Here is a 22,011-nt window from a genome sequence, read left to right on the forward strand (position 1 = left end):
CCAGAGCGCAAGTCCATGATCATCATCGGTGCGGGGCTCGGCGGGCTCTCCACCGGCTGCTACGGCCAGATGAACGGCTACGACACCCGGATCCTGGAGATGCACGAGATCCCCGGCGGCTGCTGCACCGCCTGGGACCGGGGCGACTACACGCTGGACTGCTGCATCAGCTGGCTGCTCGGCAACGGCCCGGGCAACGAGATGCACCAGATCTGGCTGGAGCTCGGCGCCCTCCAGGGCAAGCAGATGCGGCACTTCGACGTCTTCAACATCGTGCGCGGCCAGGACGGCAGGGCCGTGTACTTCTACTCCGACCCGGACCGGTTGGAGGCGCACCTGACGTCCATCTCGCCGGCCGACGCGCGCCGCATCAGGAGCTTCTGCAACGGACTCCGGAAGTTCCGCAAGGCGCTCACCGTCTACCCGTTCCTCAAGCCCGTGGCGCTGATGGGGCGGATGGAGCGCTGGCGGATGCTGGCCTCGTTCATCCCCTACTTCAACACCATCCGCAAGTCCATCACGGTGCTGATGACGGACTACTCGGCGAAGTTCAAGGACCCGCTGCTGCGCGAGGCGTTCAACTTCATCCTCTACGAGAAGCACCCCAACTTCCCGGTGCTGCCCTTCTACTTCCAGCTCGCCTCGCACGCCAACAGGTCGGCGGGGGTGCCGGAGGGCGGCTCGCTCGGTCTGGCGCGCTCGATCGAGCAGCGCTATCTGCGGCTCGGCGGCGAGGTCACGTACAACGCCAAGGTCGAGGAGGTGCTGGTCGAGAACGACCGCGCGGTCGGGGTGCGGCTCTCCGACGGCCGGGAGTTCCGCTCCGACATCGTGGTGTCCGCCTGCGACGGCTACACCACGATGATGAAGTTCCTCGGCGGCCGGTACACGGACGACACCTACCGCCAGCTGTACACCGAGACCATCAAGGAAGACGGCATGGTCTTCCCCGGGTACTTCACGCTCTTCCTCGGCCTGCGCCGGAAGTTCCCCGAGGGCGACCCGTGCACCACCCACCTGCTGTCCGAGGAGGACGCGGCCAGGCTGCCGGGGATCCGGCACCCCAGCATCAACGTGCAGTTCCGCAGCATGCACTACCCGGAGCTCTCCCCGGAGGAGACCTCGGTCGTCTACGCCACCTACTTCTGCGACATCGCACCCTGGCGCGAGCTGCACGACGGGCCCGAGCAGGCGACGCGCACCCGGCGCGGCACCGAGATGCACACGCTGCCGGTGCGGCGGTCCAAGGAGTACCTGGCGGCCAAGCGGAAGGCGCGCAACGCGCTGATCGCCTGGCTGGAGGAGCGCTACCCGGGCATCAGGGAGGAGATCGCGGTCCGCGACGTGTCGACGCCGCTCACCCAGGTCCGCTACACCGGCAACTACGACGGCACGGTGCTGGGGTGGCAGCCGTTCGTGGAGAGCGGGGAGACCATGGAGGAGCAGATCAAGAAGCACGGGCCCGGGCTGCCCGGGCTCGCCAACTTCTACATCTCCGGGGTCTGGGCCACCACCGGCGGGCTGATCAGGGCGGCGGCGGCCGGGCGGCATGTGATGCACTTCGTCTGCCGCGACGACGGCAAGGAGTTCACCGCGGAGATCGACCGCAGCGCGCCGCCGCCCACCCATGTGGTGGTGCCGGTGGGTCCGCGCGAGCTGGCGCCGCCGGCACCCCCGCCGGCGCCCGCCGAGCGGCCCGTCCCCACCGGCTCCTCGGCCCGCTAGGCTCCCCGGTCCGCTAGGCTCCTCGGTCCGCTAGCTCAGATAGGGGACCAGGGCGGGGTACCAGCGGGCGGCGATCTTCACGTTGCCCGCGTCGTTGGGGTGCACCCCGTCATAGGTGTCGGTGGCGGTGTTGAAGCCCGACCACTGGTCCACCACGACGACCGGCGACTGGGCGGTGGAGATCCCCGCCGCCCAGCCCGGTATCGCCGCGTTGAGGTTGACGACGCGCTGCCCGCACTCGCCGCAGTTGCTCGCGTTCATCGGCAGGATCCGCGCCACCAGCACGGTGACGTCCGGGTTGTTGGCGCGCATCTGGCCGACCAGCTTCGAGTAGGCGGCCGTGATGGTGGCCGGCGACTGGTTGCTCCAGACGTCGTTGGTGCCCAGGTGCATCAGCACCACGTCGGGGTCGGCGGCCGCCAGCCAGGCGGGCAGCTGGTTCTGGTTGGCCATGGTGGTGGCGAGGATGCCGCCGTGGCCCTCGTGGTTGTCGTCGAACAGCGGAAGGCCACAGCTCTGGCCGCTGAGGCTGCCGACGAAGTCGACGTTGGTGTGGCCGGCGCTCTGCAGCCGCTGCCAGAGCAGCGAGCGCCAGCAGCCGGGCGATCCGGTGATGGAGTCGCCGAGCGCCATCACGCGCACGGGGTCGGCGGCCTGGGCGGCTTGGGCGCCCTGGGCGCCGGGCGCGGCGAGGAGTGCGAACAGGATGGCGAGCAGCGCGCTGGTCAGCACGCCCGCTCGTCGGATGACACGGCTCATGGACTGCTCCGAGGCAGGTGGAAGTCCCGCCGGACACGCGGACCGTCCCGTAGGCCCGCGCACAGCCCCCTCCGGAGTTCAGCTGTCATGTACCCATCCAGGGCGGGGATGTCACATCCCGCGCCACCCCATCCGTCTCCCTTCCGAACCCATCGAGGAAGGGAAGACCATGCTCGCCAGACTGTCGGAGTTCCTGCTGCCCCGCCGCCGGGCCGTGCTGCTGGTCGCGGTGCTGCTCGCGCTCGCGGCCGGCGCCGCCGGCTCCGCGGTGTTCGACCGGCTGAAGACCGGCGGCTTCGACGACCCGGGCTCCGAGTCCGGCCGCGCCGCCACCGAACTGGTCGAACGCTTCGGCCGCGACGACCTCAACCTGGCGCTGCTCGTGCACGCCCCGGAGGGCGTCGACGACCCGGCGGCCCAGGCCGCCGGCACCGCGCTCAGCGAGCGGCTCGCCGCCGAGGACGGGATATCGGACGTCACCTCCTACTGGCTCACCGGCGCCGCCCAACTCCGCTCCGGCGACGGCGAGTCGGCGCTGATCCTGGCCGCCATCGCGGGCGACGACAACGAGGCGACCCGCCGGCTCAACGACCTCCAGCCCAGCTACGAGGGCGAACACCAGGGGCTCACCGTCGAGATCGGCGGCGCCGCCATGGTCAACAAGGAGCTCGGCGAGATCAGCGAACGCGACGCCGTGCGCGGCGAGATGATCGCCTTCCCGGTGATGCTCGTCGTCCTGGTGCTGATCTTCGGCAGCCTGGTCGCCGCCGCCCTGCCGCTGGTCATCGGCGTCCTCACCATCCTGCTCTCCTTCGGCCTGCTCTGGCTCATGGCCACCGTCTCCGACATCTCGATCCTCGCCCTCAACGTCGTGACGCTGCTCGGCCTCGGACTCGCCGTCGACTACAGCCTGCTGATGGTCAACCGCTACCGCGAGGAGCTGGCCGCCGGACGCGCCACCGGCCCCGCCGTCCGTGCCACCATGGCCTCCGCCGGCCGCACCGTGCTCTTCTCCGCCGTCACCGTCGCCGTCACCCTCGCCTGCCTGGCCTTCTTCCCGCTGCTCGCGCTGCGCTCCATCGCCTACGCCGGCATCGCGGTGGCCCTGCTCAGCGCGCTGGTCACCCTCACCGTGCTGCCCGCGCTGCTCGCCCTCCTCGGCCCGCGCGTCGACCGCGGCCGACTGCCGCTGCTGCACCGCGCGAGCTCGCCCACCCACGACGAGGAGCTGGCCAACGGCTTCTGGCACCGCCTCTCGTCCTTCGTGATGCGGCGCCCGGTCCCCATCGCCACCCTGGTCGCCGCCGGACTGCTGCTGCTCGGCGCGCCCTTCCTCAACATCACGCTCGGCACCGCCGACGAGCGGGTGCTGCCCGAGTCCAGCTCCGCCAGGCAGGTCGCCGAGACCCTGCGCGCCGACTACGACTCCGGCGAGAGCCAGGCGCTCAACGTCGTCCTCCCGCAGGCGCCCGACACCTCGGGCGAGCTCACCGACTACGCCACCACGCTCTCCGAACTCCCCGGCGTCGCCCGCGTCGACACGAGCACCGGCACCTACGCCCAGGGCAGCCAGGTCGCCCCGCCCGACGAGCGCCACGCCGCGTTCGCCGCCGACGACGGCGTCTACCTCGCCGTCGTCCCCCACCCGCTGCCCACCCCCGAGGCCGAGGCCCTGGTCGACGCGATCCGCGCCCTCCCCGCCCCGGCCGAGGCCCTGGTCGGCGGCCAGACCGCCGTCAACCTGGACGGCGTCGACGCCATCACCGACAACCTGCCCGCCGCGGGCCTGACGTTGCTCGTCACCATGTACGTCCTGCTGTTCCTGCTCACCGGCAGCGTGCTGCTCCCGCTGCTCGCCATGCTGCTCAGCGCGATCGGCCTCACCGCCACCTTCGGCGCGCTGGTCTGGGGCTTCCAGGACGGCCACCTGTCGGGGCTCCTCGACTTCACCACCACCGGCGACGTCGCCGGCACGGTGCCGGTGATGCTGTTCGCCGTCGCCTTCGGCCTCGGCATGGACTACCAGGTGTTCCTGCTCTCCCGGATCCGCGAGGAGTACGACCTCACCGGCGACCCGACCTCGGCCGTCGCCCTCGGCCTGGAACGCATCGGCCGCATCGTCACGGCGGCGGCCGCGACGCTGTCCATCGTCTTCCTGGCCTTCCTGGTCTCGGACATCGTCTTCCTCAAGGCCCTCGGCATCGGCCTGCCACTCGCCGTCCTGATGGACGCCACCCTCATCCGCGGCGCGCTCCTCCCCGCGACGATGCGCCTGGGCGGCGCGGCCCTCTGGGGGCTCCCCACCTGGCTCCGCCCGATCCACGACCGCTTCGGCCTCCGCGAAGCGCCGTCGGCGGCGACGCCGTCGACCACCGAACACGCCCACGCCGGCCGCTGACGGCACCTCGCGGACCGGCCGGGACCGCGCCACCGGGCGCGAAGGCGCCGCCTTCGCGCCCGGGGTGGCGCGGCTACCCCAGATCGGCGAGCAGCGCGTCGAGTGCCCTGGTCAGGGCCGCTGAGTTGGCCGGGCCGAACCAGGTGGTGCGGATACGTTCGTTGTTGCCGTTCGGGGTCTCGTGGTCGGCCGCGAGTCGGTCCAGGGAGCGGGTCTCGTCGCCCAGCGAGCGGCCGACGCCCTGGAAGAGCCCGCGCACGTAGCGGTCCGCGACCTCGGCGCCGATGCCGTGGTCGGCGGCCCACGAGGCGAGCGTGGCGAGATACGCGTAGTGCGTGGTGAGTGTCCCCGTCAGTGCGGAGCAGACGTTGAAGGCGTCCTCGTCCGCCACGGGGAGCGCCCCGCCCAGGCGCTCGAAGAGCGCGTCCACCTCCGGGTGCGAGGGGTGCACCACGGTGACGGAGCGGCGCTCGCGGACGGCCGGCAGAGGGATGGCCCGCACCAGCGGGGCGCCGGTGCCGAGCGTACGGCGCAGCTCGTCGTTGCCGACGCCGGCCATGAGGTTGACCACGATCCGGTCGTCGCCCACCCGCAGGCCGGCGAGCGCTTCGTGCCGGTCCTGGCGGCGCACGGCGATGATCACCACCTCGGAGCGGTCCACCACCTGCTGGTTGTCGGCGCACACCCGCACGCCCGCGTAGCGCTCGGCCAGCTCCGCGGCCGGGCGGGCCCCCCGGGGCGAGAGGAACACCTCCGGCGACTCGTCGTCCCCGCCGCACAGTCCTTCCACGATGGCCCGGCCGATCTCGCCCACTCCGATGACTCCGACGCTCTTCACGGTTCGCTCTCCCTGGTGTGTGGTGGTCGTCAGCCGTACATCGCCACGCGGTGGAAGGTCGCGAGCGCGTCGTCGACGGGATGGGGCCGCGGCCGGCCCGAGGAGTCGAGGCTGTGCCACCTCTGCAGGTTCACGGCGACGGCCAGCTGTCTCTCGCCGTCGGCACGGGTCGTGGCCAGCGTTCCCCCACCCCAGACCGTGCCGCCATGCCCCCAGAAGACGGCCTGCCCCGGCGCCTCGACGGGGTACAGGCCGAGGCCATAGTCGATCGTCCTGCCCTCCTGGGAGACGACCGGGACGGTGCGTCGCATCTGCGCGAGCGACCAGGGGCTGACGATCTCGCCGGCCAGCAGCACGCGGAAGAAGCGGTTGAGGTCCGTGACGGTGGATATCAGCGAGGCCGCCGGACCCACGAACGACATGTCGTAGACGCTGTAGTCGCGCGGCGGGTCGATCATGCCGAACCACGACTCGTAGAGCCGCGAGTGCGGCCCGTCGACGTGCGGACCGGTCGGGAACCCGGTCTCCCGGAGCCCGGCGCGCTCGATGACGTTCCGCGTGATGCACCGCTCGGCCGTGGTGCCGGTCACCCGCGCCAGGAGCTCGCCGAGGAGCAGGTAGTTGGTGTTGGAGTACACCCCCGGAGTGCCGCCCGGAACGCCGACGGCGGGCGCGGTGACCCCCATCTCGATCAGTTCGGTGGCGTGGAACCGCGTGAACCGGTGGTCGTCCAGGCTCTGCGGCCCGGTCTCCCCGAAGGCGGGGAACGCCTTGAGGGAGGGGTAGGCGTGGGGGAGGTACTCGGCCAGGCCGCTGGTGTGGTTGATCAGCATCCGGACCGTGATCGCGTCACCGCGGGCCCCCGGGACCAGCCCCGGAAGGTATCGGCCGATCGGCGTGTCGAGACCGATCCGACCGCTCTCGACCTGCTGCAGGACCGCGGCGGCCGTGAAGGTCTTGGTGACGCTGCCGACGCGATGCCGCAGGTCGGCGGTGACGGGGCGCCCGGTGGTGAGATCGGCGACCCCGGCGGCGCCGCGCCAGACCTGGTCGCCGTCCCGCACCTCGGCGAACACGCCCGGCACCCCGGCGCGGTGGACGTTCTCGATGGCGGCGTCCAGCTCCGCCGGATCCAGTGGTTTCCTCACGACGCGCGTCCTCTCGTGTCTCCCGGCACGCTCACGCCCTCATTATGCACGCACCGCGTGCAACGCCAAGTGCATCAACAAGTGCACCACCAAGTGCATGGGCTAGGCTGAGACCCGGCGAAAGGAGTGGGATGGCGGGCAGAAGGCGCTGGTCGACCGAGGAGATCCTGGACGCGGCGGCGGAGTTGCTGCGCACGAGCGACGCCGAGTCGTTCAGCGTGCGCAAGCTCGCCGCGACGCTCGGCACCGACTCCTCCAGCCTCTACCGGCACTTCCGCAGCAAGACGGAGTTGCTGCGCGCGGTCGCGGACCGGATCCTCCTGGCCGCCATGGACGGCTACCGCCCCGAGGGCGACTGGAAGCAGCGCATCACCACCCTGGCCCTGCGCGTGCGAGACGCCTTCGGCCGGCAGCCCCAGCTCGCCGCGGTCTGGGGGCGCTACGCCTCGGGCGGCACGGGTTCCCGGCTGGTCATGGAGGAGGTGCTCCAGGCGCTGCGGGCGTCGGGCCTGCCCGACGCGGAGATCCCGGCGCGCTACCACCGGATCGTGGTCCTCATCGCCGCGCTGATCGCCGCCGAGGCCGGGGTCAGCACCATCACCCCCGAAGAGCGCGAACAGGGCATCGAGCTCTTCCGGGTCGCGGTCCTCGGCGCCGACCCCGAACGCTTCCCCGCCCTGGCCCACTTCGCCCGTGAGGTCCGCCCGCTCGGGGCGGACCGCCACGCGGCGTTCGAGGAGATCCTCGCCGCCCAACTCGCCAGCATCGAGAGCGCGATCCGCACCGGCTAGCCGACCGGCGCCGGAGCCGTCGGCTGACCCGTGGCGCGCGGGGCGAACTGGTGGTACGGATGGTGGCGCTGTTGCCAAGAAAGGGAGGCACGCGACATGCGATTCGTCCGTCTCGGCGAGCCAGGCGCCGAACGTCCCGCCGTTCTCGACGACGCCGGCCAGGCCCACGACCTCACCCCGCTCACCCCCGACATCGACGGCCGCTTCCTGGCCGGGGACGGGATCGCCGCCGTCCGGCGGGCGCTGGCCGCCGGTGACCTGCCGCGGGTGGAGACCGCAGGCGTCCGGCTCGGGCCGCCGTTGGCGCGGCCCGGCGCGGTGCTGTGCGTGGGCATGAACTACGCCGCGCACGCCGCCGAGTCGGGCGGGGCCCCGCCCGAGCAGCCGGTCATCTTCTTCAAGACCCCGAACACGGTGGTCGGCGCCTTCGACGAGGTGCTCATCCCGCGCGGGGCGGAGAAGACCGACTGGGAGGTGGAGTTGGCGGTGGTGATCGGCCGCCGCGCCCGCTACCTCGACTCGCCGGACGAGGCGCTGTCGTACGTCGCCGGCTACACCGTCTCCAACGACGTCTCGGAGCGCGCCTTCCAGACCGAGCACTCCGGCGGCCAGTGGTCCAAGGGCAAGTGCTGCGAGACGTTCAACCCGCTCGGCCCCTACCTGGTGACGGCGGACGAGGTGCCGGACCCGCAGGCGCTGCGGCTGCGGTCGTTCGTCAACGGCGAGGTGAGGCAGGACTCGTCGACGGCCGACATGATCTTCCCGGTGGCCGAGCTGGTCCACCACCTCAGCCAGTACCTGGTGCTGGAGCCCGGCGACGTGATCAACACCGGCACCCCGGAGGGCGTCGCGCTCTCCGGGCGCTTCCCCTATCTCGCCGCGGGCGACGTGATGGAGATCGAGATCGAGGGGCTCGGGCGGCAGCGCCAGGTGCTCGCTGCCGCCTAAACGTTTCTGCACTCAGCGGGAGCGTCAGGCCAGATGGACCGGGATCACCGCGTTGCCCAGCGAGATGAAGGACTCGACCTGCGGCAGCGCGGTGTCCGCGAGACGCAGTGCCGGGAACCGCTCGAAGAGCGCCGGCAGCGCCGTGCGGGCCTCAAGACGGGCCAGCGGGGCGCCCAGGCAGTAGTGGACGCCGTGGCCGAAGGCCAGGTGCTCGCCCGGCGGCCGGGTGATGTCGAAGCGGTCGGCCGCGGGGCCGTGCTGCTCGGGGTCGGTGCCGGCGGCCGCGAGGCCCATCACGATCGGCTGGTTGGGCTCGATGGTGATGCCGTCCTCGATCTCGATCGGCTCGGTCGCGAAGCGCAGCGGCAGGTTGCCCACCGGGGGCGCCCAGCGCAGCGTCTCGTCGATCACCGCGTCCCAGCCGACCTGTCCCGAGCGGACCAGGGCCAGCTGCTCGGGGTGGGTGAGCAGCGCGTGCACCGCGTTGCCCAGGAGGTGGACGGTCGTCTCGTGCCCGGCCGTCAGGATGAGCAGCAGGGTGTCGAACAGCTCCTCCTCGGTGAGCCGGTCGCCGTCCTCCTCACGGGTGGCGATCAGCGCGCTGGCCAGGTCGTCGCCCGGGGTCTCCCGCTTCTCGGCCACCATCTCGCCGAGGATCCGGTAGAGGGTCTCGTAGGCAGCCGTCATCTCCTCGGGGGAGGCCGAGGTGCGGAACAGGAAGTCGACGGCGTGCTGGAACTCGCCGCGCACCTCCTCCCGCAGCCCGTAGAGGTCGCAGATCACCCGGATCGGCAGCGGGTTGGTGAAGCCGCCGAAGAGGTCGGCGGGTTGGCCGGCCGGCGTGGCGGCGAGCCCGTCGAGCAGCTCGGCCGTGATGGCCTCGACCCGCTCCCGCATCGCCGTGGTGCGGCGGTTGGTGAAGGCGGGCGCGACCAGCTTCCGGAGCCGGGAGTGGTCCTTGCCGTAGGCCGTGAACATGTTGTTCACCGCGACCCACAGGTAGAGGGGCCACCCCTCGGATATTCGACCGGCCCGGAAGTCCGGCCAGTGCTGGCTCGCGTCCTTGGAGACCCGGGGGTCGGTGAACAGGCGCTTGACCACGGCGTGCCGGGTTATGAGCCAGCCCTCGACGCCCCCTGGGAGGGTTATCGGGACGGCGGGACCGGCGTCGCGGAAGCCGGCGGCCTCGGCTCTGATGTCGCTTCCTGTGGGATCGATGAGGCGGGGTTTGAGGTCCACGGGCTGGTTCCCTTCTGGTCCGGGGCGATCGGGGTGAAGCGCGCGGGCAGGGCGACCAGGCCCCGGTGGAAGGGCCCGGGACGCCACGACAACTCTTCATAGGGAACGGAGAGGGTGATGTCGACCAGCCAGCTGGTGAGCCGGTCGATCGCCGTCGCCGCGATCATCACGGCGGGCTGCTTCGCCGGGCAACCGTGCGGACCGGCCGCGAACGCCAGGTGCGCGCCGGCGTCCGCCCTCGCCCCGGGCGGCAGTTCGGCCGCGGCACCCGCGTTGGCGGCCGCGTAGGACACCAGGACCGGGGTGCCGGCGGGGATCCAGGTGCCGTGCAGGTCGACGTCCCGACGCGGGAAGTGCGTGGAGAAGTTGGCCATCGGCGGCTCGTTCCACAGCACGTCGATGATGGCGTCGGACGAGGAGAGCGAGCCGCTGGAGAGGGTGCGGTAGTAGCGGGAGTCCGAGAGCATGCGGGCCAGCGCGTTGCCGATGAGGTTGGCCGTGGGCTCGTGGCCGGCCGTCGTCACCATCAGGAGCTGCCACTGCAGTTCCTCCTCGGTGAGGTCGGCCGGGTGCTGCAGCAGCCAGGAGGTCAGGTCCTCGCGCGGCTGCTCCCGCTTGAGCGACGTCAGGTTGGCCATGTAGGCGTTGAGATCGTTTATGGCCGTGATGGCGCCCTCGGGCGAACTGGAGTCCAGCAGGCTGGTCATCGCCGAGACGAGCCGGGCGCTGTAGGAGTCGGGCAGGCCGAACAGCTCGTTGAAGATCAGCAGCGGCAACACCCGCGCGTACTCGCCGATCAGGTCGGCCTCGCCGCGCTGCGCGAAGCCCTGGATCAGCCGGTCCGCGGAGCGGTGCACCATCTCCCGCAGGTCGTGCGGCTCGATCAAGTCGAGGCAGTCGGTGACGGCCTGCCGGTAACGGGCGTGCACGTCACCGTCGTTGTAGAGCAAATTGGGCCGCCAGGCCATCATCGGCAGGATCTGGCTGTCCTGCGGGACGGTGTGCTGCCAGACCCGGGGGTCCTTGGAGTAGGTCTCGGTGTCGTGCAGCACCTCGAGCGCCGCCCGGTAGCTGGTCACCAGGGTGGCGACCACCCCGGGCGCCAGCTCCACCGGCGCGCAGGCGCCGAACTCCCTCAGCCTGGCGTAGACGGCGTGCGGGTTCTCGGCGAAGTCCGGACCGTACAGGGGGACCGGGCCCCCCAGCGCGTCGGTGTGTGGCGCTGGTCCGGGCGTTGGGTGGGTCACGACTGCTCCAGGACGGGGATGTTCAGCAGGTGCTCGGCGAGCCCCAGCAGTGCGGCCAGGGACGAGCCGCGGTCACGTGCGTCGCAGGTGATGAGGGGGGTCTCCGGGGCCAGGTCGAGCGCCTGCCGCAGATCCTCCTCGGGGTACTGGGGCGAGTCGGGGAAGACGTTCAACGCCACCGCGTAGCGGATCTCCTGCTCCTCGATAAGGCCCATGACCTCGTAGGAGTCGGCGATGCGGCGGGTGTCGGCCAGTATCAACGCGCCCAGGGCGCCCTGGGTCAGGTCCTCCCAGAGGGCGTGGAAGCGCTTCTGGCCGGGGGTGCCGAAGAGGCACAGGGCCAGGTCGTCGCTCAACGACATGCGGCCGTAGTCGAGGCCGACGGTGGTGGTGGTCTTGTCGCGCACGCCCTCCAGGTGGTCGACGACGGCGCCGGTCGCCGTCATGACCTCCTCGGTGCGCAGCGGGGGGATGTCGGAGAGCGTGTTGATGATCGTGGTCTTGCCGACGCCGAACGGGCCGCTGACGATGACCTTCACCAGGCGCTGGTCAGGGTTGCGCAGGTAGATGCCACTACTGGAGCGCGCGGAGTCCACGGATCACCCTTTCGAGGAGCTGCTGGTCGGGCAGTTGGTCGTCCTGGGCGGGGGTGGGCGCGCGGACGATCAGCCAGCCCTCGTCGAACAGGTCGCTGACCACGACCTTGACGAAACTGACGGGCAGGGAGAGATGGGCGGCCACCTCCGCCAACGGCAGGGCCCCGTCCAGCAGGAGCTCCAACACGCGCCGGCCGGCCGGCGACAGGCTGGCCGGCACCTGGTCGGTGGCGGCGCGCAGCACCGTCAGCCGGTCCAGCACGTTCCGGCTGGGCCGGGTACGGCCGCCGGTCCACACGTACGGCGGAATCAGCCGCCGGTTCATGCCGGGAAGCCGTCCCCGCCGACGGGTGAGCCGCCCAGGTCGGAGCGCGGCGGGCTGCCCATCGCCTTGCCCAGGGTCTGCACCTGCTTCTGCATCTCGTAACTGACGTTGTCCATCGCCACGTTGGGGCCGGTGAAGACGGCCAGGTAGGTGTTCTCCGCGGCCGGGATGACGAACACGTACCCCTCGTAGGTCTCGACCATCACGAGGCGCAGCAGCGAGCGGCCGCCGAAGTAGGTCTGGCTGGTGCCCCGGCTGGAGGCCAGCAGCGAGGCGAGCACGGCCGAGAGCTTCTCCGCGGTCTCCCCGTCGAGGCCCGAGTGGGCCTCGAAGAAGCCGTCCGCCGTCACCACCATGGCGTGCTGGACGTTGGGGATCTCCAGGATGGGCGTCAGGACGAACGACAGGTCCACCTTGGGCCTGGTGACGGGCGTTCGGGCATTCATCGGCTGTCCCTCTCTGAGTCGTCCACATGATCCGCCGCGGTGACGGCGGGCTGCTCGCCGGTCTCCACGCGCCCGCGGGCCGTGCCCCGCTGCAGTGCGCCCATCCGGGACGCGGTCTCCTCGGGGTCGCGGTAGTAGATGTCGGGTGGCGGAGGACTGTCGGCGGCGCGCCTGGGCGACCGCTGGGGGCGGCGGTGCCGACGCTGGGGCAGCCCCGGCGGGGGCCCGTCGACGGGTGCCTCCGGCGGCTCGGCGGCCAGCTCCTCGGCGCCGTGGCCTCCGGACACCGGGTCCTCGGCCACCGGGTCCGGTCGCACCGGCCACTGACGCGGCGGCGCCTCGGCCGGCGGCACGGGGGGCGCCGGCGGCTTGGGGGCCACGGTGGAACCGGCGGGACCGGCGAACGACTGGGGCGCGACGCCGAACGGCGCCATCGAGGACGGAGCCTGGGACGACGCCGTCCGCATCTGCGGCGGGGCCGGCACGTACGGCACGGGGGCCGTCGGCAGGTGCGGGGCCGCGCCCGTCGGCGCGGGCGTCGGCGGGATCAGGGCGCGCGGGTGGTCGTCCGAGACGGCGTGCAGCAGGTCGCCGGGGATGAACAGCACCGCCTTGATGCCGGCGTAGTGCGAGGGCTCGACCGAGACCTTGAAGCCGAACTGCTTGCAGAGCTGGCCGATGGCCGCGAAGCCGGTGGCCGGCGGGTCGCCGAGCTCCGAGAGGAAGACCTTGGCCTCGCCGGTGAGCAGCCGCCTGGCCTTGGTGAACTCGTCGCCGTTCATCCCGATGCCGGCGTCGTTGACGACGACCACGGCGCCGTTGTGCGCCTGGTGCAGGCCGACCTCGACCGGCAGCGAACCGTGCGAGTGGTGCACGGCGTTGGCCAGCAGCTCGGCCACCACCACGGCCACCGACTCGGCGGCCCGGTCGGCCACCGCGACGGCGCGCGGCAGGTGGTTGTCGATCCGCACCCGGTCGTAGCTGGGGATGCGGGAGCTGGCGCCGAGCACCAGGTCGGGCAGGAGCGTCTTGGTCCGCACCAGTCCCGCGCCCGCGCCGCAGAGCACACGGGTGGCCTGCAGGCGGCGCAGGATCTGCTCGTTGAGGTAGTCCAGGGCCGCCAGCTTCTCGGCGAGCTCGGGGTCGTCGTACTTGTGGAGGAGTTCGTCCACCGAGGTCTGCAGCTGGTAGCACATCGTCTGCAGTTTGGTGGTCGCACCCCGCATCGCGGACTGCGCCGCGCCGTCGATCCGGGCACGTTCGTCGAGAATCGCCCTGGTCGCCTGCGCCAGCACCGCGTCCAGGGCGCCGCCCGCCTCGCCGCCGAGCAGCTCGGGGTGGAGGGGGCCCGGCACCCGGATGTGCGGGTGCCGCGAGTTGCGCGCCAGGGCGGGCAGCCGTCTGGAGGCCAGATGGCTGATCTCGGCGACCATCATCTGCTCGCGCCGCTCGGCCTCGGAAAGCCGACCGCGCAGCACGGCGAGCTCCGCGTCCGCGGTGTCTGCCCTGCGCCGCAGGCCCATGACCCGCTGGCGCCTGGGCGGCCAGTAGACGGCGAGCAACACCGCCGCCACCGAGGCCACCACGAGGCACGCCACCGCCGCCGCCGGTATCTGCATGGTTCAACTCCCGAGAAATCACGCGACGTGGATGCGGAACGCGCCCAGGCAACCACCCGGAAGTCGACCGAGCACATCAACCCCGGCCGGGGACTCGCCACAGCCGACCCACTTGCTCAACGCGCGCCACGGTAGGTCCCGTTCGCAACGTCAGGGCAGCAGGGGCCAAATTCAAACAGCCGTCAAGCAAGCACGCAAGGTGGTGACTGTTGTGCGATGTGAAGGCCCAGCGTGCGCCGGCGCGAACAACCCACGGCGTGCAAGCCGCGTCTTCAAGAAATGGTGGGGTGGTGAGCGCCCCCGATCTGAGAGGCTTCGCCCGTGGCCACCCCGAGCACCGACGACGCGACCGTACCGCCCGCCCCGCCGGCCGCCGCCCCCAGCGGCCCGCCGGCCTGGCGGGTGCTGCTCGACTACGTCCGCCCGCACCGCGGCGCCCTGTTGGCGGGCGCGCTGCTCTCGCTGGTCACCAGCGCCACCGGGCTCGCGCTGCCGCTGGTCGCCAGGGGCCTGATCGAGAACCTGTCGGATAATGGTCCGATCGGCGCGGCCCTGCTGCTGATGAGCGTGCTGGTGCTCGCCAACGCGGGCGTGGGCGCGCTGGGTTCCTACGTGCTGCAGCGCACCGCGGAGTCGGTGGTGCTGACCGCCCGCCGTTCGCTCATCGGCTTCCTGATCCGGCTGCGGGTCTCGGCGGTGGACGGCACCGAGCCGGGAGACCTGCTCTCCCGCGCCACCTCGGACACCACGCTGCTGCGCGCCATGACCACCAACTCGCTGGTCGGGCTCGGCACCGGCGGCCTGACGCTGGTCGCCACGTTGGTGATGATGTGCTTCGTCGACCTGGTGCTGCTCGGCGTCACCCTCGCGGTGATCACGCTGGCCGCCGTCGTCATCGGGCTGATCGTGCCGGCGATCAACCGGGCGAGCAAGCGGGCCCAGGAGTCGGTGGGGCAGATGGGCGCGGCGCTCGAGCGGGTGCTGGGCGCGCTGCGCACGGTCAAGGCGTCGGGCGCCGAGGGGCGCGAGGAGGAGACGGTGCGCCGGGCGGCCGAGGCGTCCTGGCGGGAGAGCGTGCGGGCCGCCAAGTGGTCGGCGCTGGCCGGGAACACGGCGGGCCTCTCCATGCAGTTCGCGTTCATCACGGTGCTGGCGGTGGGCGGCGCCCGGGTGGCCACGGACGCCATCTCGGTGGGCACCCTGGTGGCCTTCCTGCTCTACGTCTTCTACCTGATGGCGCCGATCCAGGAGGTCGTGCAGGCGGTCACGCAGTACCAGGTGGGCGCGGCGGCGATCAGCCGGATCCAGGAGGTGGCCGCGCTGCCGGCCGAGCCGGCGCCGCGTGGCGCGGCGCGTCCGGTGCCGGCCGGCGCGGCGCCGGCCTCGGTCACCTTCGAGGGCGTGCGGTTCCGCTACGGGCCCGAGCTGCCGGAGATCCACCACGGCGTCGACTTCGTCGTCCCGCCGCGCGGCCTGACGGCGTTCGTCGGCCCGTCGGGCGCCGGCAAGACCACCGTCTTCTCGCTGATCGAGCGCTTCTACGACCCGACCGATGGCCGGGTGCTGGTGGACGGCGTGGACGTGGCCGAGTGGGACCTGCTCGAACTGCGGGCCGCCATCGGCTACGTGGAGCAGGACGCGCCGGTGCTCTCCGGCACGCTGCGGGAGAACCTGCTGTTCGGCGCGCCGGAGAGCGACGAGGACGCGCTGCGGGAGGCCGTGCGGACCACGCGTCTCGACGGCCTGGTGGCCCGGCTGCCGGACGGTCTGGACACGGTGGTCGGGCACCGCGGCACCAAGCTGTCGGGCGGCGAGCGGCAGCGGGTGGCGATAGCCCGCGCCCTGCTGCGCCGGCCGCGGCTGCTGCTGCTCGACGAGGCCACCTCGCAGCTGGACGCGGTGAACGAGGCGGCGCTGCGGGACACGGTGGCCGAGGTGGCGCGGGACACCACGGTGCTCGTGGTGGCGCACCGGCTGTCCACGGTGACCTCGGCGGACCGGATCGTGGTGATGGACGCGGGCCGGGTGCAGGCGGTGGGCACCCACCGGGAACTGGTCGCCGGATCCCCACTGTACGCGGAGCTGGCGGCCACCCAGTTCCTGGCCACGGCGTGAACGCTCCGCTGGCGCGGCCGCGAGGTACCGTCGGTCGTCCGCGCCGCGGTCGTGGCTGGTCGCGCCCCTCACGGCGGAGCGGAGGGCCCGCGCGTGGGGCCCCGCCGGGCGGGCGGCGGCCAGGCCCGCCCGGCCAGGGCCTGGCCGATTACCGGCTCTTGTCACGTCCATATGCTTGAAGACATGCGCATTGGCACGCTGGCACACGCGGCGGGGGTGACCGCCAAGACCATCCGGTTCTACGAGCGGGCCGGCTTACTCCCGGAACCGCCGCGCACCCCCTCCGGCTATCGGGACTACCCGCCGGAGAGCGCCGACCGGCTGGTCTTCATCCGGGGCGCGCAGGCCGCCGGGCTCAGCCTGGCCCAGATCCGGGACGTCCTGACGATCCGCGACAGCGGTCAACCCCCCAACGGCGCGGTGGCGGACCTGATCGCCGCGCAGCTCCGGCAGGTGGAGGCCCGCCTGGCCGAGCTCACCCACGCCCGCAACGCGCTGCGCGAGCTGACGGGCTGCGGCTGAGCCGACCGGCGGGCCTCCTTCGTGCGGTCCGCGCCTACGGCGCGGGGGTGGTGACGGTGAAGGGCGTGCCGTCCCCGAGGTGGAGGATGCCCTTGCCGGGGGTGGGTTGTTCGACGGCCGCGCTGCGCGGCAGCTTGGCGCCGATGAGTTCGCCGACCCGGTGGGTGCTCGGCGAGAGCAGCACGCCGCGCCGGCACTTCTTGACGTCGACCTGCCAGCCGGAGAAGCCGCTGCCCAGGTCGCCCTCGTCACCGCCGAGGATCAGGTAACGGCCCAGCTGCGCGCCCTGGTTGAGGATGGTCTTCAGCTCGTCCCCGGCGTCGCAGCGGCGCAGGTCCTCGCCGTCGTCCATCATGAAGACGATCGGGTCGGCCGGCGAGGAGGTGCTCATCGCCTCCCGGACCTCCTTGTTGGTGAGGTTGTCGCCGGTGAACACCTGCAACACCCCCTCCTGGCCGGCGAGGTCGCGCAGCGGCGTGGGCCGGGGCGCGGCGATGACCAGCCGGACGCCGCGCTTGAGGTAGGACTTGGCGAGCATCGTCAGCACCGTGGAGCGGCCGGACTTGGCCGGTCCCGCGACGATGAACGCCGGGGTGCCCTGGCCCAGGTCGGGGCCGTAGCCCATGAGTTCGTCGCCGCCGACGCCGACCAGGCCCCAGAGCCGGGACTCGGACGCCTCCGGGTCGCGCATCTCCCAGGCGTCCTCGAAGGTGAGCCGGCTGGGCAGCACGTCGACCCGCAGCGGCCGCTTGGCGCGCGGCACGGCCGCGTCCCGCTCGGTGGCCCAGGCGCCGATGGACTCCAGCGCCGCGGCCTGGGCCTGGCCCGACAGCTCGTCGGCGAGCACCGCGACCTGGATCTGGGTGCCGGCCTGGTTGCGGATCATGCGGCCGTCCGGGATGTTCTCCGGGACCTTGCGGGCGGTGAGCCCGACGCCGCTGTAGTCGCCGCGGTCGGGGAGCCGCAGCGCGTACCGCTCCTCGGTGAGGGTGGCGATCCGGCCGGAGAGCACGCTGCGGTCGCCGGCGATGATCAGGTGGATGCCGACGCTGGCGCCCTCCCGCATCAGCGTGAACAGCTCGTCGGTGAGCGCGCCGTGGTCGATCTCGCCCAGCGTGTTGCCCCAGCCCTCCCAGCGGTCGAGCAGCACCACGATGTGCGCGAGCCGGTTCTCCGGGGCGGCGGTGGCGCGCTGCTCGCTGATGTCGGCGAGCGCGTCCCTGGCCAGCATCTCCTGGCGGCGGTCGAGCTCCTGCCGCAGCCGGCGCAGCAGCCGGCGGACCCGCTCGACCTGGGTGCGGCTGACGACGGCGCCGCAGTTGGGCAGCTTGGTGAGGGCGTTGAGCGCGCCGTTGCCGCAGTCGATGCCGTAGATGTGCACGTCGACGGCCGAGTGGACCCAGGCGAGCGAGCCGGCGATGGTGCGCAGCAGCTGGGAGCGGCCGCTGCGGGGCTGGCCGCCGACCAGCATGTGGCCGAAGGTCTTGAAGTCGATGGCCAGCGGGCGCCTGGCCTGCTGGTCGGGCAGGTCCTCGACGCCGAACGGGGCGGCGCGCAGGGCGCCGGCCGGGACGGGGTGTTCGAGCTCGGCGAGCAGCACCTTCTCGGGGAGGGCGGGCAGCCAGGGGCTGTGCTGCTTGGGGAAGCCGAGCTGGTGGTCGGCCTCGATGATGGCGTCGACCAGCACCTTGAGGTCGGTGATCTCCTCCTCCTCGGCCTTCTGCCCCGGCGGGCGGCGCAGTTGGGCGCGGCCCAGGTCGTGCCAGTCGAGGCGGCCGATCCACGGCCGGGCGACGGACGTGTCGACGGCGCCCGGGCGGCGGCCGCCGACGCGTCCCGACTGGAACGGCACGAGCGAGGCGTGGCCGAGGCGGACATAGGCGCGTCCGGGGGTGGACTTGGCGATGAAGCCGGCGTCCGGCGCGTCGATGACGTCCGTGGACTCGCTGCCGTCGGTGACGCGCAGCGCGATGCGGAGGTTGGTGTTGGCGCGGATCTCGGGCGAGACGACGCCGCTCGGCCGCTGGGTGGCGAGCAGCAGGTGGATGCCGAGCGAGCGGCCGCGCTGGGCGATGTTGACCAGGCCCTTCACGAAGTCCGGCAGTTCGCGGACCATCGAGGCGAACTCGTCGATGACGATGAGCAGTCGGGGCAGCGGGGCCAGGCTTCCCGGGTTGCGGCGGGCCAGGTCCTGGTAGTCCTCGATGTCCTTGGCGCCGACGCCGGCCAGGATGTGCTCGCGGCGGGTGAGCTCCGCGCCGAGCGAGGCCAGGGCGCGTTCCACCAGGTAGTTGTCGAGGTCGGTGACCATGCCGACGGTGTGCGGCAGCTGGACGCAGTCCTTGAACGCGGAGCCGCCCTTGTAGTCGACCAGCACGAAGGTCATGTTGTCGGGCGTGTTGGCCACCGCGAGGGAGGCGACGATGGTCTGCAGCAGCTCGGACTTGCCGGATCCGGTGGTGCCGGCGATCAGGCCGTGCGGGCCGTCGCGGCGCAGGTCGATCGCGAACGCGCCGTCGTAGGACTCGCCGATGACGGCCTCGGTCGACTGGCCGCCGAGCCGCCAACGGGCCGCGATGGCGCCCGCGGTGGGCGGCTCCATCTCGATGACGTCGAGCAGCCGGCTGGCGGAGGGCAGCGCCGCGTCCTCCGACTCGCCGCTGATGTCGCGGATCGGGGCGAGCGAGCGGGACAGCAGCTCGCACCACTCGGGCAGCACCCAGTCGGGGCGCACGCCCCTGATCCGCCAGGCGCCGGCCTGCTCGACCCGCAGCCGGTCGGCGACCTGGGTGAGGGTGGAGCCGGCGGGCTGGTCCATGCCGGGGGCGCCGGGCTGGCCGCCCATCGCGGGCGCGGCGAGGAAGGTGTGGAAGCCGGTGGCGTAGCCGGCCTGGCGCGGGCCTGTGGTGGCGGCCTTGCTCGGGTCGGGCTCGGCGACGACGACGGCCTGGCACTCGCCGGGCAGGAACCGCTCCTCGTCGTCCAGGCAGATGGCGAACATGGACGCCTCGGGCCCCTCGGTGAGCAGCCGGATGACGCCGGGCAGCGACCGCATCCGCCGGGAGCCGTCGAAGACGACGACGATGTCGGGGTCCTTGAACGTGGTCTGGCCCTTGCTGCGGGCCTCCTTGCGCGCCTTCTGCCGGGCGTCGAGCAGGGCGGTCAGCTCGGCGATGCGGGCGCCGACGGTCTCCGCGTCGGTGCCGAGCAGCACGTTGGTGTTCTGCTCGGGCAGCGGGCGGGCGTGCGGCAGCCAGCGCACCCAGTTCCAGCTGTGCTGCCCCGAGCCGTCGGTGAGCACGAACAGTTGGACGTCGACGTGGCTGTGCAGGACGGCGATCTGGCCGACCGCCCAGCGGGCGAGGGCGCGCGCGGTGTCGCCCTGGCCCGCGAAGCCGACGACGCCGAGGGTGCGCAGCGGCAGGGTGATGGGCGCGTCGGCGATCTTCCACAGCACCTGGCGCTTGTGCTCGTCCTGTTCGGGGTCGTTGAGCATGACCTCGGAGTCGAGTTCGGCGGTGCCGACGCGCAGCAGCAGGTGGTCGTTGTCGGTGCGGCGGCGCTCCCAGAGGCGGGTGCGGGGGCCGGTGGCCTGGGCGAGGACGGTGGCCGGGTCGGGCGCGGCGTGCCGGCGGGCGAAGCGCTCGGCGATCAGCGCGGTCCTGGCGTCGGCCTCGATCCTGGCCTTGCGCTCGTTGTACTCGGCGACCTTCTGGGCGTGCGAGATACGGCCGCGCTTCTTGTCCATGAAGTAGTTGGACAGCAGCATGACGGGGCTGAGGAACGCCATCATGAGGAAGATCCAGCGGCCCGTGAAGGAGGCCATGGCGACGGCGCCGACGAGCGGCAGCAGGGCCATCAGCCAGGGCATGGGCCGGCGTTCCCGCTCGCCGGGCGGGCGGGGCAGGGTGAACTTGGTCTCCCGCTCGGGCGGCAGCAGCCGCGGCGGCCGGTTGTAGTCGAGCCCGACGCCGTCCTCCGAGACCTTGAGCGCGGCGTCCGGCGGGAAGTACGGGGTGAGCTCGAACAGCGAGTCGCCGATGGCGAGTTGCTTGCCGAGCTTCCAGTCGGCGCGGTCCCCCTCGGTGTGGACGAAGGGCTCGCCGTCGATCAGCGGCTGGTCCTCGGTGTAGACGGTGACCTTGGCCGTGCCGTCGGCCGCGACGCGCAGCGTGAAGGCGCGTTCCGGGAGGCTCGGGTCCTGGACCCGGACGTGCGTGTTCTGTCCGCTGCCGACCTCGATCTTGCCGTGGCCGACGCGGTGCACGGCGCCGGCCGCCGGGCCGCCGACGATCCGCAGCTCGACGACGCCGGCCGGCTCGCCGGGCCAACAGCCGTTGGCGTTGTGCAGGCTGACCACGCTGCCCTCGCGCAACGGCGACTGGGCGAGGGTGAGCGAGGGGTCGAGGTACTGGCCGCCCACGAAGAGGTGGACGGGTTCGCCACCGTAGCCGCCGGAACCCACGGCCTGCGCGAACTCCGGCGCCAGATCGGCGAGCTGAGTCTCGGCGTCCGCGTCGATCACCGCGTCCGCGGCGTGTCCCCCGACCGGGTCGACGACGGTAAGCGTCAGACGCACGGCGCTCCTCCCCTTTGTCCTACGTTGCCTGCATGTCCGCAGTGGACATGCCCATAATTGCATCCCCCGCGTCGACGGGATTCGGGCGTGCACCACTGCAACCGCCACGGCCCGCCCCGCGTCCAGGCTGGTGACCGTGGCGCACGGGACGACCCCTTGACCGGGGGTGTCGGCACGTGCCTGCCGGACGTAGGCTGCCACCAGCGTGGCCGCCGCCGGAAGTCGGGGCGCCACGCCAGGCATACGCAAATCCGCGGGGGGACGCGCCTCCGCAGCATCGAGGAGGGGATCTTCGTGGCCGACCTGAATATCACGTACGAGGAGATGAGGTCCGCTGCCCAGCGGCTCAAGACCGAGTACACGAACATGGACGCGAAGCTGGACGAGCTGCGCTCCTTCATCGAGGGCCTGATCGAGGACGGCTACTCGGCGCGTTCCGGCCGGGCGTTCGGCGAGTCGTTCACCGAGTTCGTCAACGGCGCCCGGGAGATGCTCGGGGGCCTCGAGGGCATGGGCGGCTTCCTGGAGACCGCAGCCGACGCCATGGAGGAGACCGACACCTCCCTGGAGAGCGGCATCCGCGGGCAGTAGTCCTCGTTCCCGTTCCGGGACCGGGCGGTGTCACGGCGCTGGGTGTGCGCCGGGGCACCGCCCTTCGCTTTCTCACAGGATTTCCCCAATGTGCCCGTGGGTTGACGCCCCGCGCCGCCCTGGAC

The 22,011-nt window shown here is 72.2% G+C and carries 17 protein-coding genes; 7 read left to right on the forward strand and 10 right to left on the reverse strand.

Features of this window, described 5'->3' with window-relative positions; genetic code table 11:
- Positions 1–15 precede the first annotated feature (15 nt).
- On the forward strand, positions 16–1,725 hold the full coding sequence (locus RNC47_RS07570; RefSeq protein ID WP_311596971.1) for a phytoene desaturase family protein: 1,710 nt from the start codon (positions 16–18) through the stop codon (positions 1,723–1,725).
- A 30-nt stretch (positions 1,726–1,755) separates the two neighbouring features.
- On the opposite strand, the gene RNC47_RS07575 is transcribed toward RNC47_RS07570, so the two are convergent.
- The gene (locus RNC47_RS07575; RefSeq protein ID WP_311596701.1) at positions 1,756–2,484 is read right to left on the reverse strand and encodes an SGNH/GDSL hydrolase family protein; all 729 of its coding nucleotides are present in this window, start codon (positions 2,482–2,484) and stop codon (positions 1,756–1,758) included.
- A 169-nt stretch (positions 2,485–2,653) separates the two neighbouring features.
- Between RNC47_RS07575 and RNC47_RS07580 the strand changes: the two genes are divergently transcribed.
- On the forward strand, positions 2,654–4,882 hold the full coding sequence (locus tag RNC47_RS07580) for an MMPL family transporter (protein ID WP_311596703.1): 2,229 nt from the start codon (positions 2,654–2,656) through the stop codon (positions 4,880–4,882).
- A 73-nt stretch (positions 4,883–4,955) separates the two neighbouring features.
- On the opposite strand, the gene RNC47_RS07585 is transcribed toward RNC47_RS07580, so the two are convergent.
- Together RNC47_RS07585 and RNC47_RS07590 are read right to left on the reverse strand one after the other, a co-directional pair.
- The gene (locus tag RNC47_RS07585; protein ID WP_311596705.1) at positions 4,956–5,720 is read right to left on the reverse strand and encodes an NAD(P)-binding domain-containing protein; all 765 of its coding nucleotides are present in this window, start codon (positions 5,718–5,720) and stop codon (positions 4,956–4,958) included.
- A 29-nt stretch (positions 5,721–5,749) separates the two neighbouring features.
- On the reverse strand, positions 5,750–6,868 hold the full coding sequence (locus RNC47_RS07590) for a serine hydrolase domain-containing protein (protein ID WP_311596707.1): 1,119 nt from the start codon (positions 6,866–6,868) through the stop codon (positions 5,750–5,752).
- Between the two features lie 131 nt (positions 6,869–6,999).
- Here RNC47_RS07590 and RNC47_RS07595 point away from each other — a divergent pair, with 131 nt between their 5' ends.
- Both RNC47_RS07595 and RNC47_RS07600 read left to right on the forward strand, forming a co-directional pair.
- The gene (locus RNC47_RS07595; protein ID WP_311596709.1) at positions 7,000–7,659 is read left to right on the forward strand and encodes a TetR/AcrR family transcriptional regulator; all 660 of its coding nucleotides are present in this window, start codon (positions 7,000–7,002) and stop codon (positions 7,657–7,659) included.
- A gap of 96 nt (positions 7,660–7,755) precedes the next feature.
- The gene (locus RNC47_RS07600; RefSeq protein WP_311596710.1) at positions 7,756–8,607 is read left to right on the forward strand and encodes a fumarylacetoacetate hydrolase family protein; all 852 of its coding nucleotides are present in this window, start codon (positions 7,756–7,758) and stop codon (positions 8,605–8,607) included.
- 24 nt (positions 8,608–8,631) lie between these two features.
- Here the strand turns inward: RNC47_RS07600 and RNC47_RS07605 are convergent, their stop codons facing one another.
- Genes RNC47_RS07605 through RNC47_RS07630 form a run of 6 tightly spaced genes read right to left on the reverse strand, consistent with a single transcriptional unit; the run spans position 8,632 to position 14,079 of the window.
- Positions 8,632–9,846: a cytochrome P450 family protein gene (locus tag RNC47_RS07605; RefSeq protein ID WP_311596712.1), complete on the reverse strand. Its 1,215-nt coding sequence runs from the start codon at positions 9,844–9,846 to the stop codon at positions 8,632–8,634.
- Positions 9,753–11,093: a cytochrome P450 family protein gene (locus RNC47_RS07610; RefSeq protein WP_311596714.1), complete on the reverse strand. Its 1,341-nt coding sequence runs from the start codon at positions 11,091–11,093 to the stop codon at positions 9,753–9,755. The genes RNC47_RS07605 and RNC47_RS07610 overlap by 94 nt, the downstream gene beginning before the upstream one ends.
- Entirely contained in the window at positions 11,090–11,689 is a 600-nt protein-coding gene (locus RNC47_RS07615; RefSeq protein ID WP_243740596.1) for a GTP-binding protein, read from the reverse strand. The genes RNC47_RS07610 and RNC47_RS07615 overlap by 4 nt, the downstream gene beginning before the upstream one ends.
- Positions 11,667–12,014 carry a DUF742 domain-containing protein gene (locus RNC47_RS07620; RefSeq protein WP_311596716.1) on the reverse strand — a complete coding sequence of 116 codons (348 nt, stop codon included), beginning with the start codon at positions 12,012–12,014 and terminating at the stop codon, positions 11,667–11,669. The genes RNC47_RS07615 and RNC47_RS07620 overlap by 23 nt, the downstream gene beginning before the upstream one ends.
- Positions 12,011–12,460 (reverse strand): roadblock/LC7 domain-containing protein, encoded by a 450-nt coding sequence (locus RNC47_RS07625; protein WP_311596718.1) that lies wholly within the window; start codon positions 12,458–12,460, stop codon positions 12,011–12,013. The genes RNC47_RS07620 and RNC47_RS07625 overlap by 4 nt, the downstream gene beginning before the upstream one ends.
- A complete protein-coding gene (locus RNC47_RS07630; RefSeq protein ID WP_311596719.1) occupies positions 12,457–14,079 on the reverse strand; it encodes an ATP-binding protein in 1,623 nt (540 codons plus the stop codon). Before RNC47_RS07630 ends, RNC47_RS07625 begins: the two co-directional genes overlap by 4 nt.
- Positions 14,080–14,400: 321 nt before the next feature.
- Between RNC47_RS07630 and RNC47_RS07635 the strand changes: the two genes are divergently transcribed.
- Together RNC47_RS07635 and RNC47_RS07640 are read left to right on the forward strand one after the other, a co-directional pair.
- The gene (locus RNC47_RS07635) at positions 14,401–16,194 is read left to right on the forward strand and encodes an ABC transporter ATP-binding protein (protein ID WP_311596720.1); all 1,794 of its coding nucleotides are present in this window, start codon (positions 14,401–14,403) and stop codon (positions 16,192–16,194) included.
- Between the two features lie 183 nt (positions 16,195–16,377).
- Entirely contained in the window at positions 16,378–16,716 is a 339-nt protein-coding gene (locus tag RNC47_RS07640; protein ID WP_311596721.1) for a heavy metal-responsive transcriptional regulator, read from the forward strand.
- Between the two features lie 34 nt (positions 16,717–16,750).
- Here RNC47_RS07640 and RNC47_RS07645 read toward each other — a convergent pair whose 3' ends face one another.
- Positions 16,751–21,295 carry an FtsK/SpoIIIE domain-containing protein gene (locus RNC47_RS07645; RefSeq protein ID WP_311596723.1) on the reverse strand — a complete coding sequence of 1,515 codons (4,545 nt, stop codon included), beginning with the start codon at positions 21,293–21,295 and terminating at the stop codon, positions 16,751–16,753.
- A gap of 294 nt (positions 21,296–21,589) precedes the next feature.
- On the opposite strand from RNC47_RS07645, the gene RNC47_RS07650 reads away from it, so the two are divergent.
- Entirely contained in the window at positions 21,590–21,886 is a 297-nt protein-coding gene (locus RNC47_RS07650) for a WXG100 family type VII secretion target (RefSeq protein WP_311596725.1), read from the forward strand.
- Positions 21,887–22,011: the final 125 nt, after the last annotated feature.

The sequence above is a fragment of the Streptomyces millisiae genome (assembly GCF_031845425.1).
Lineage (GTDB): Bacteria > Actinomycetota > Actinomycetes > Streptomycetales > Streptomycetaceae > Streptomyces > Streptomyces millisiae.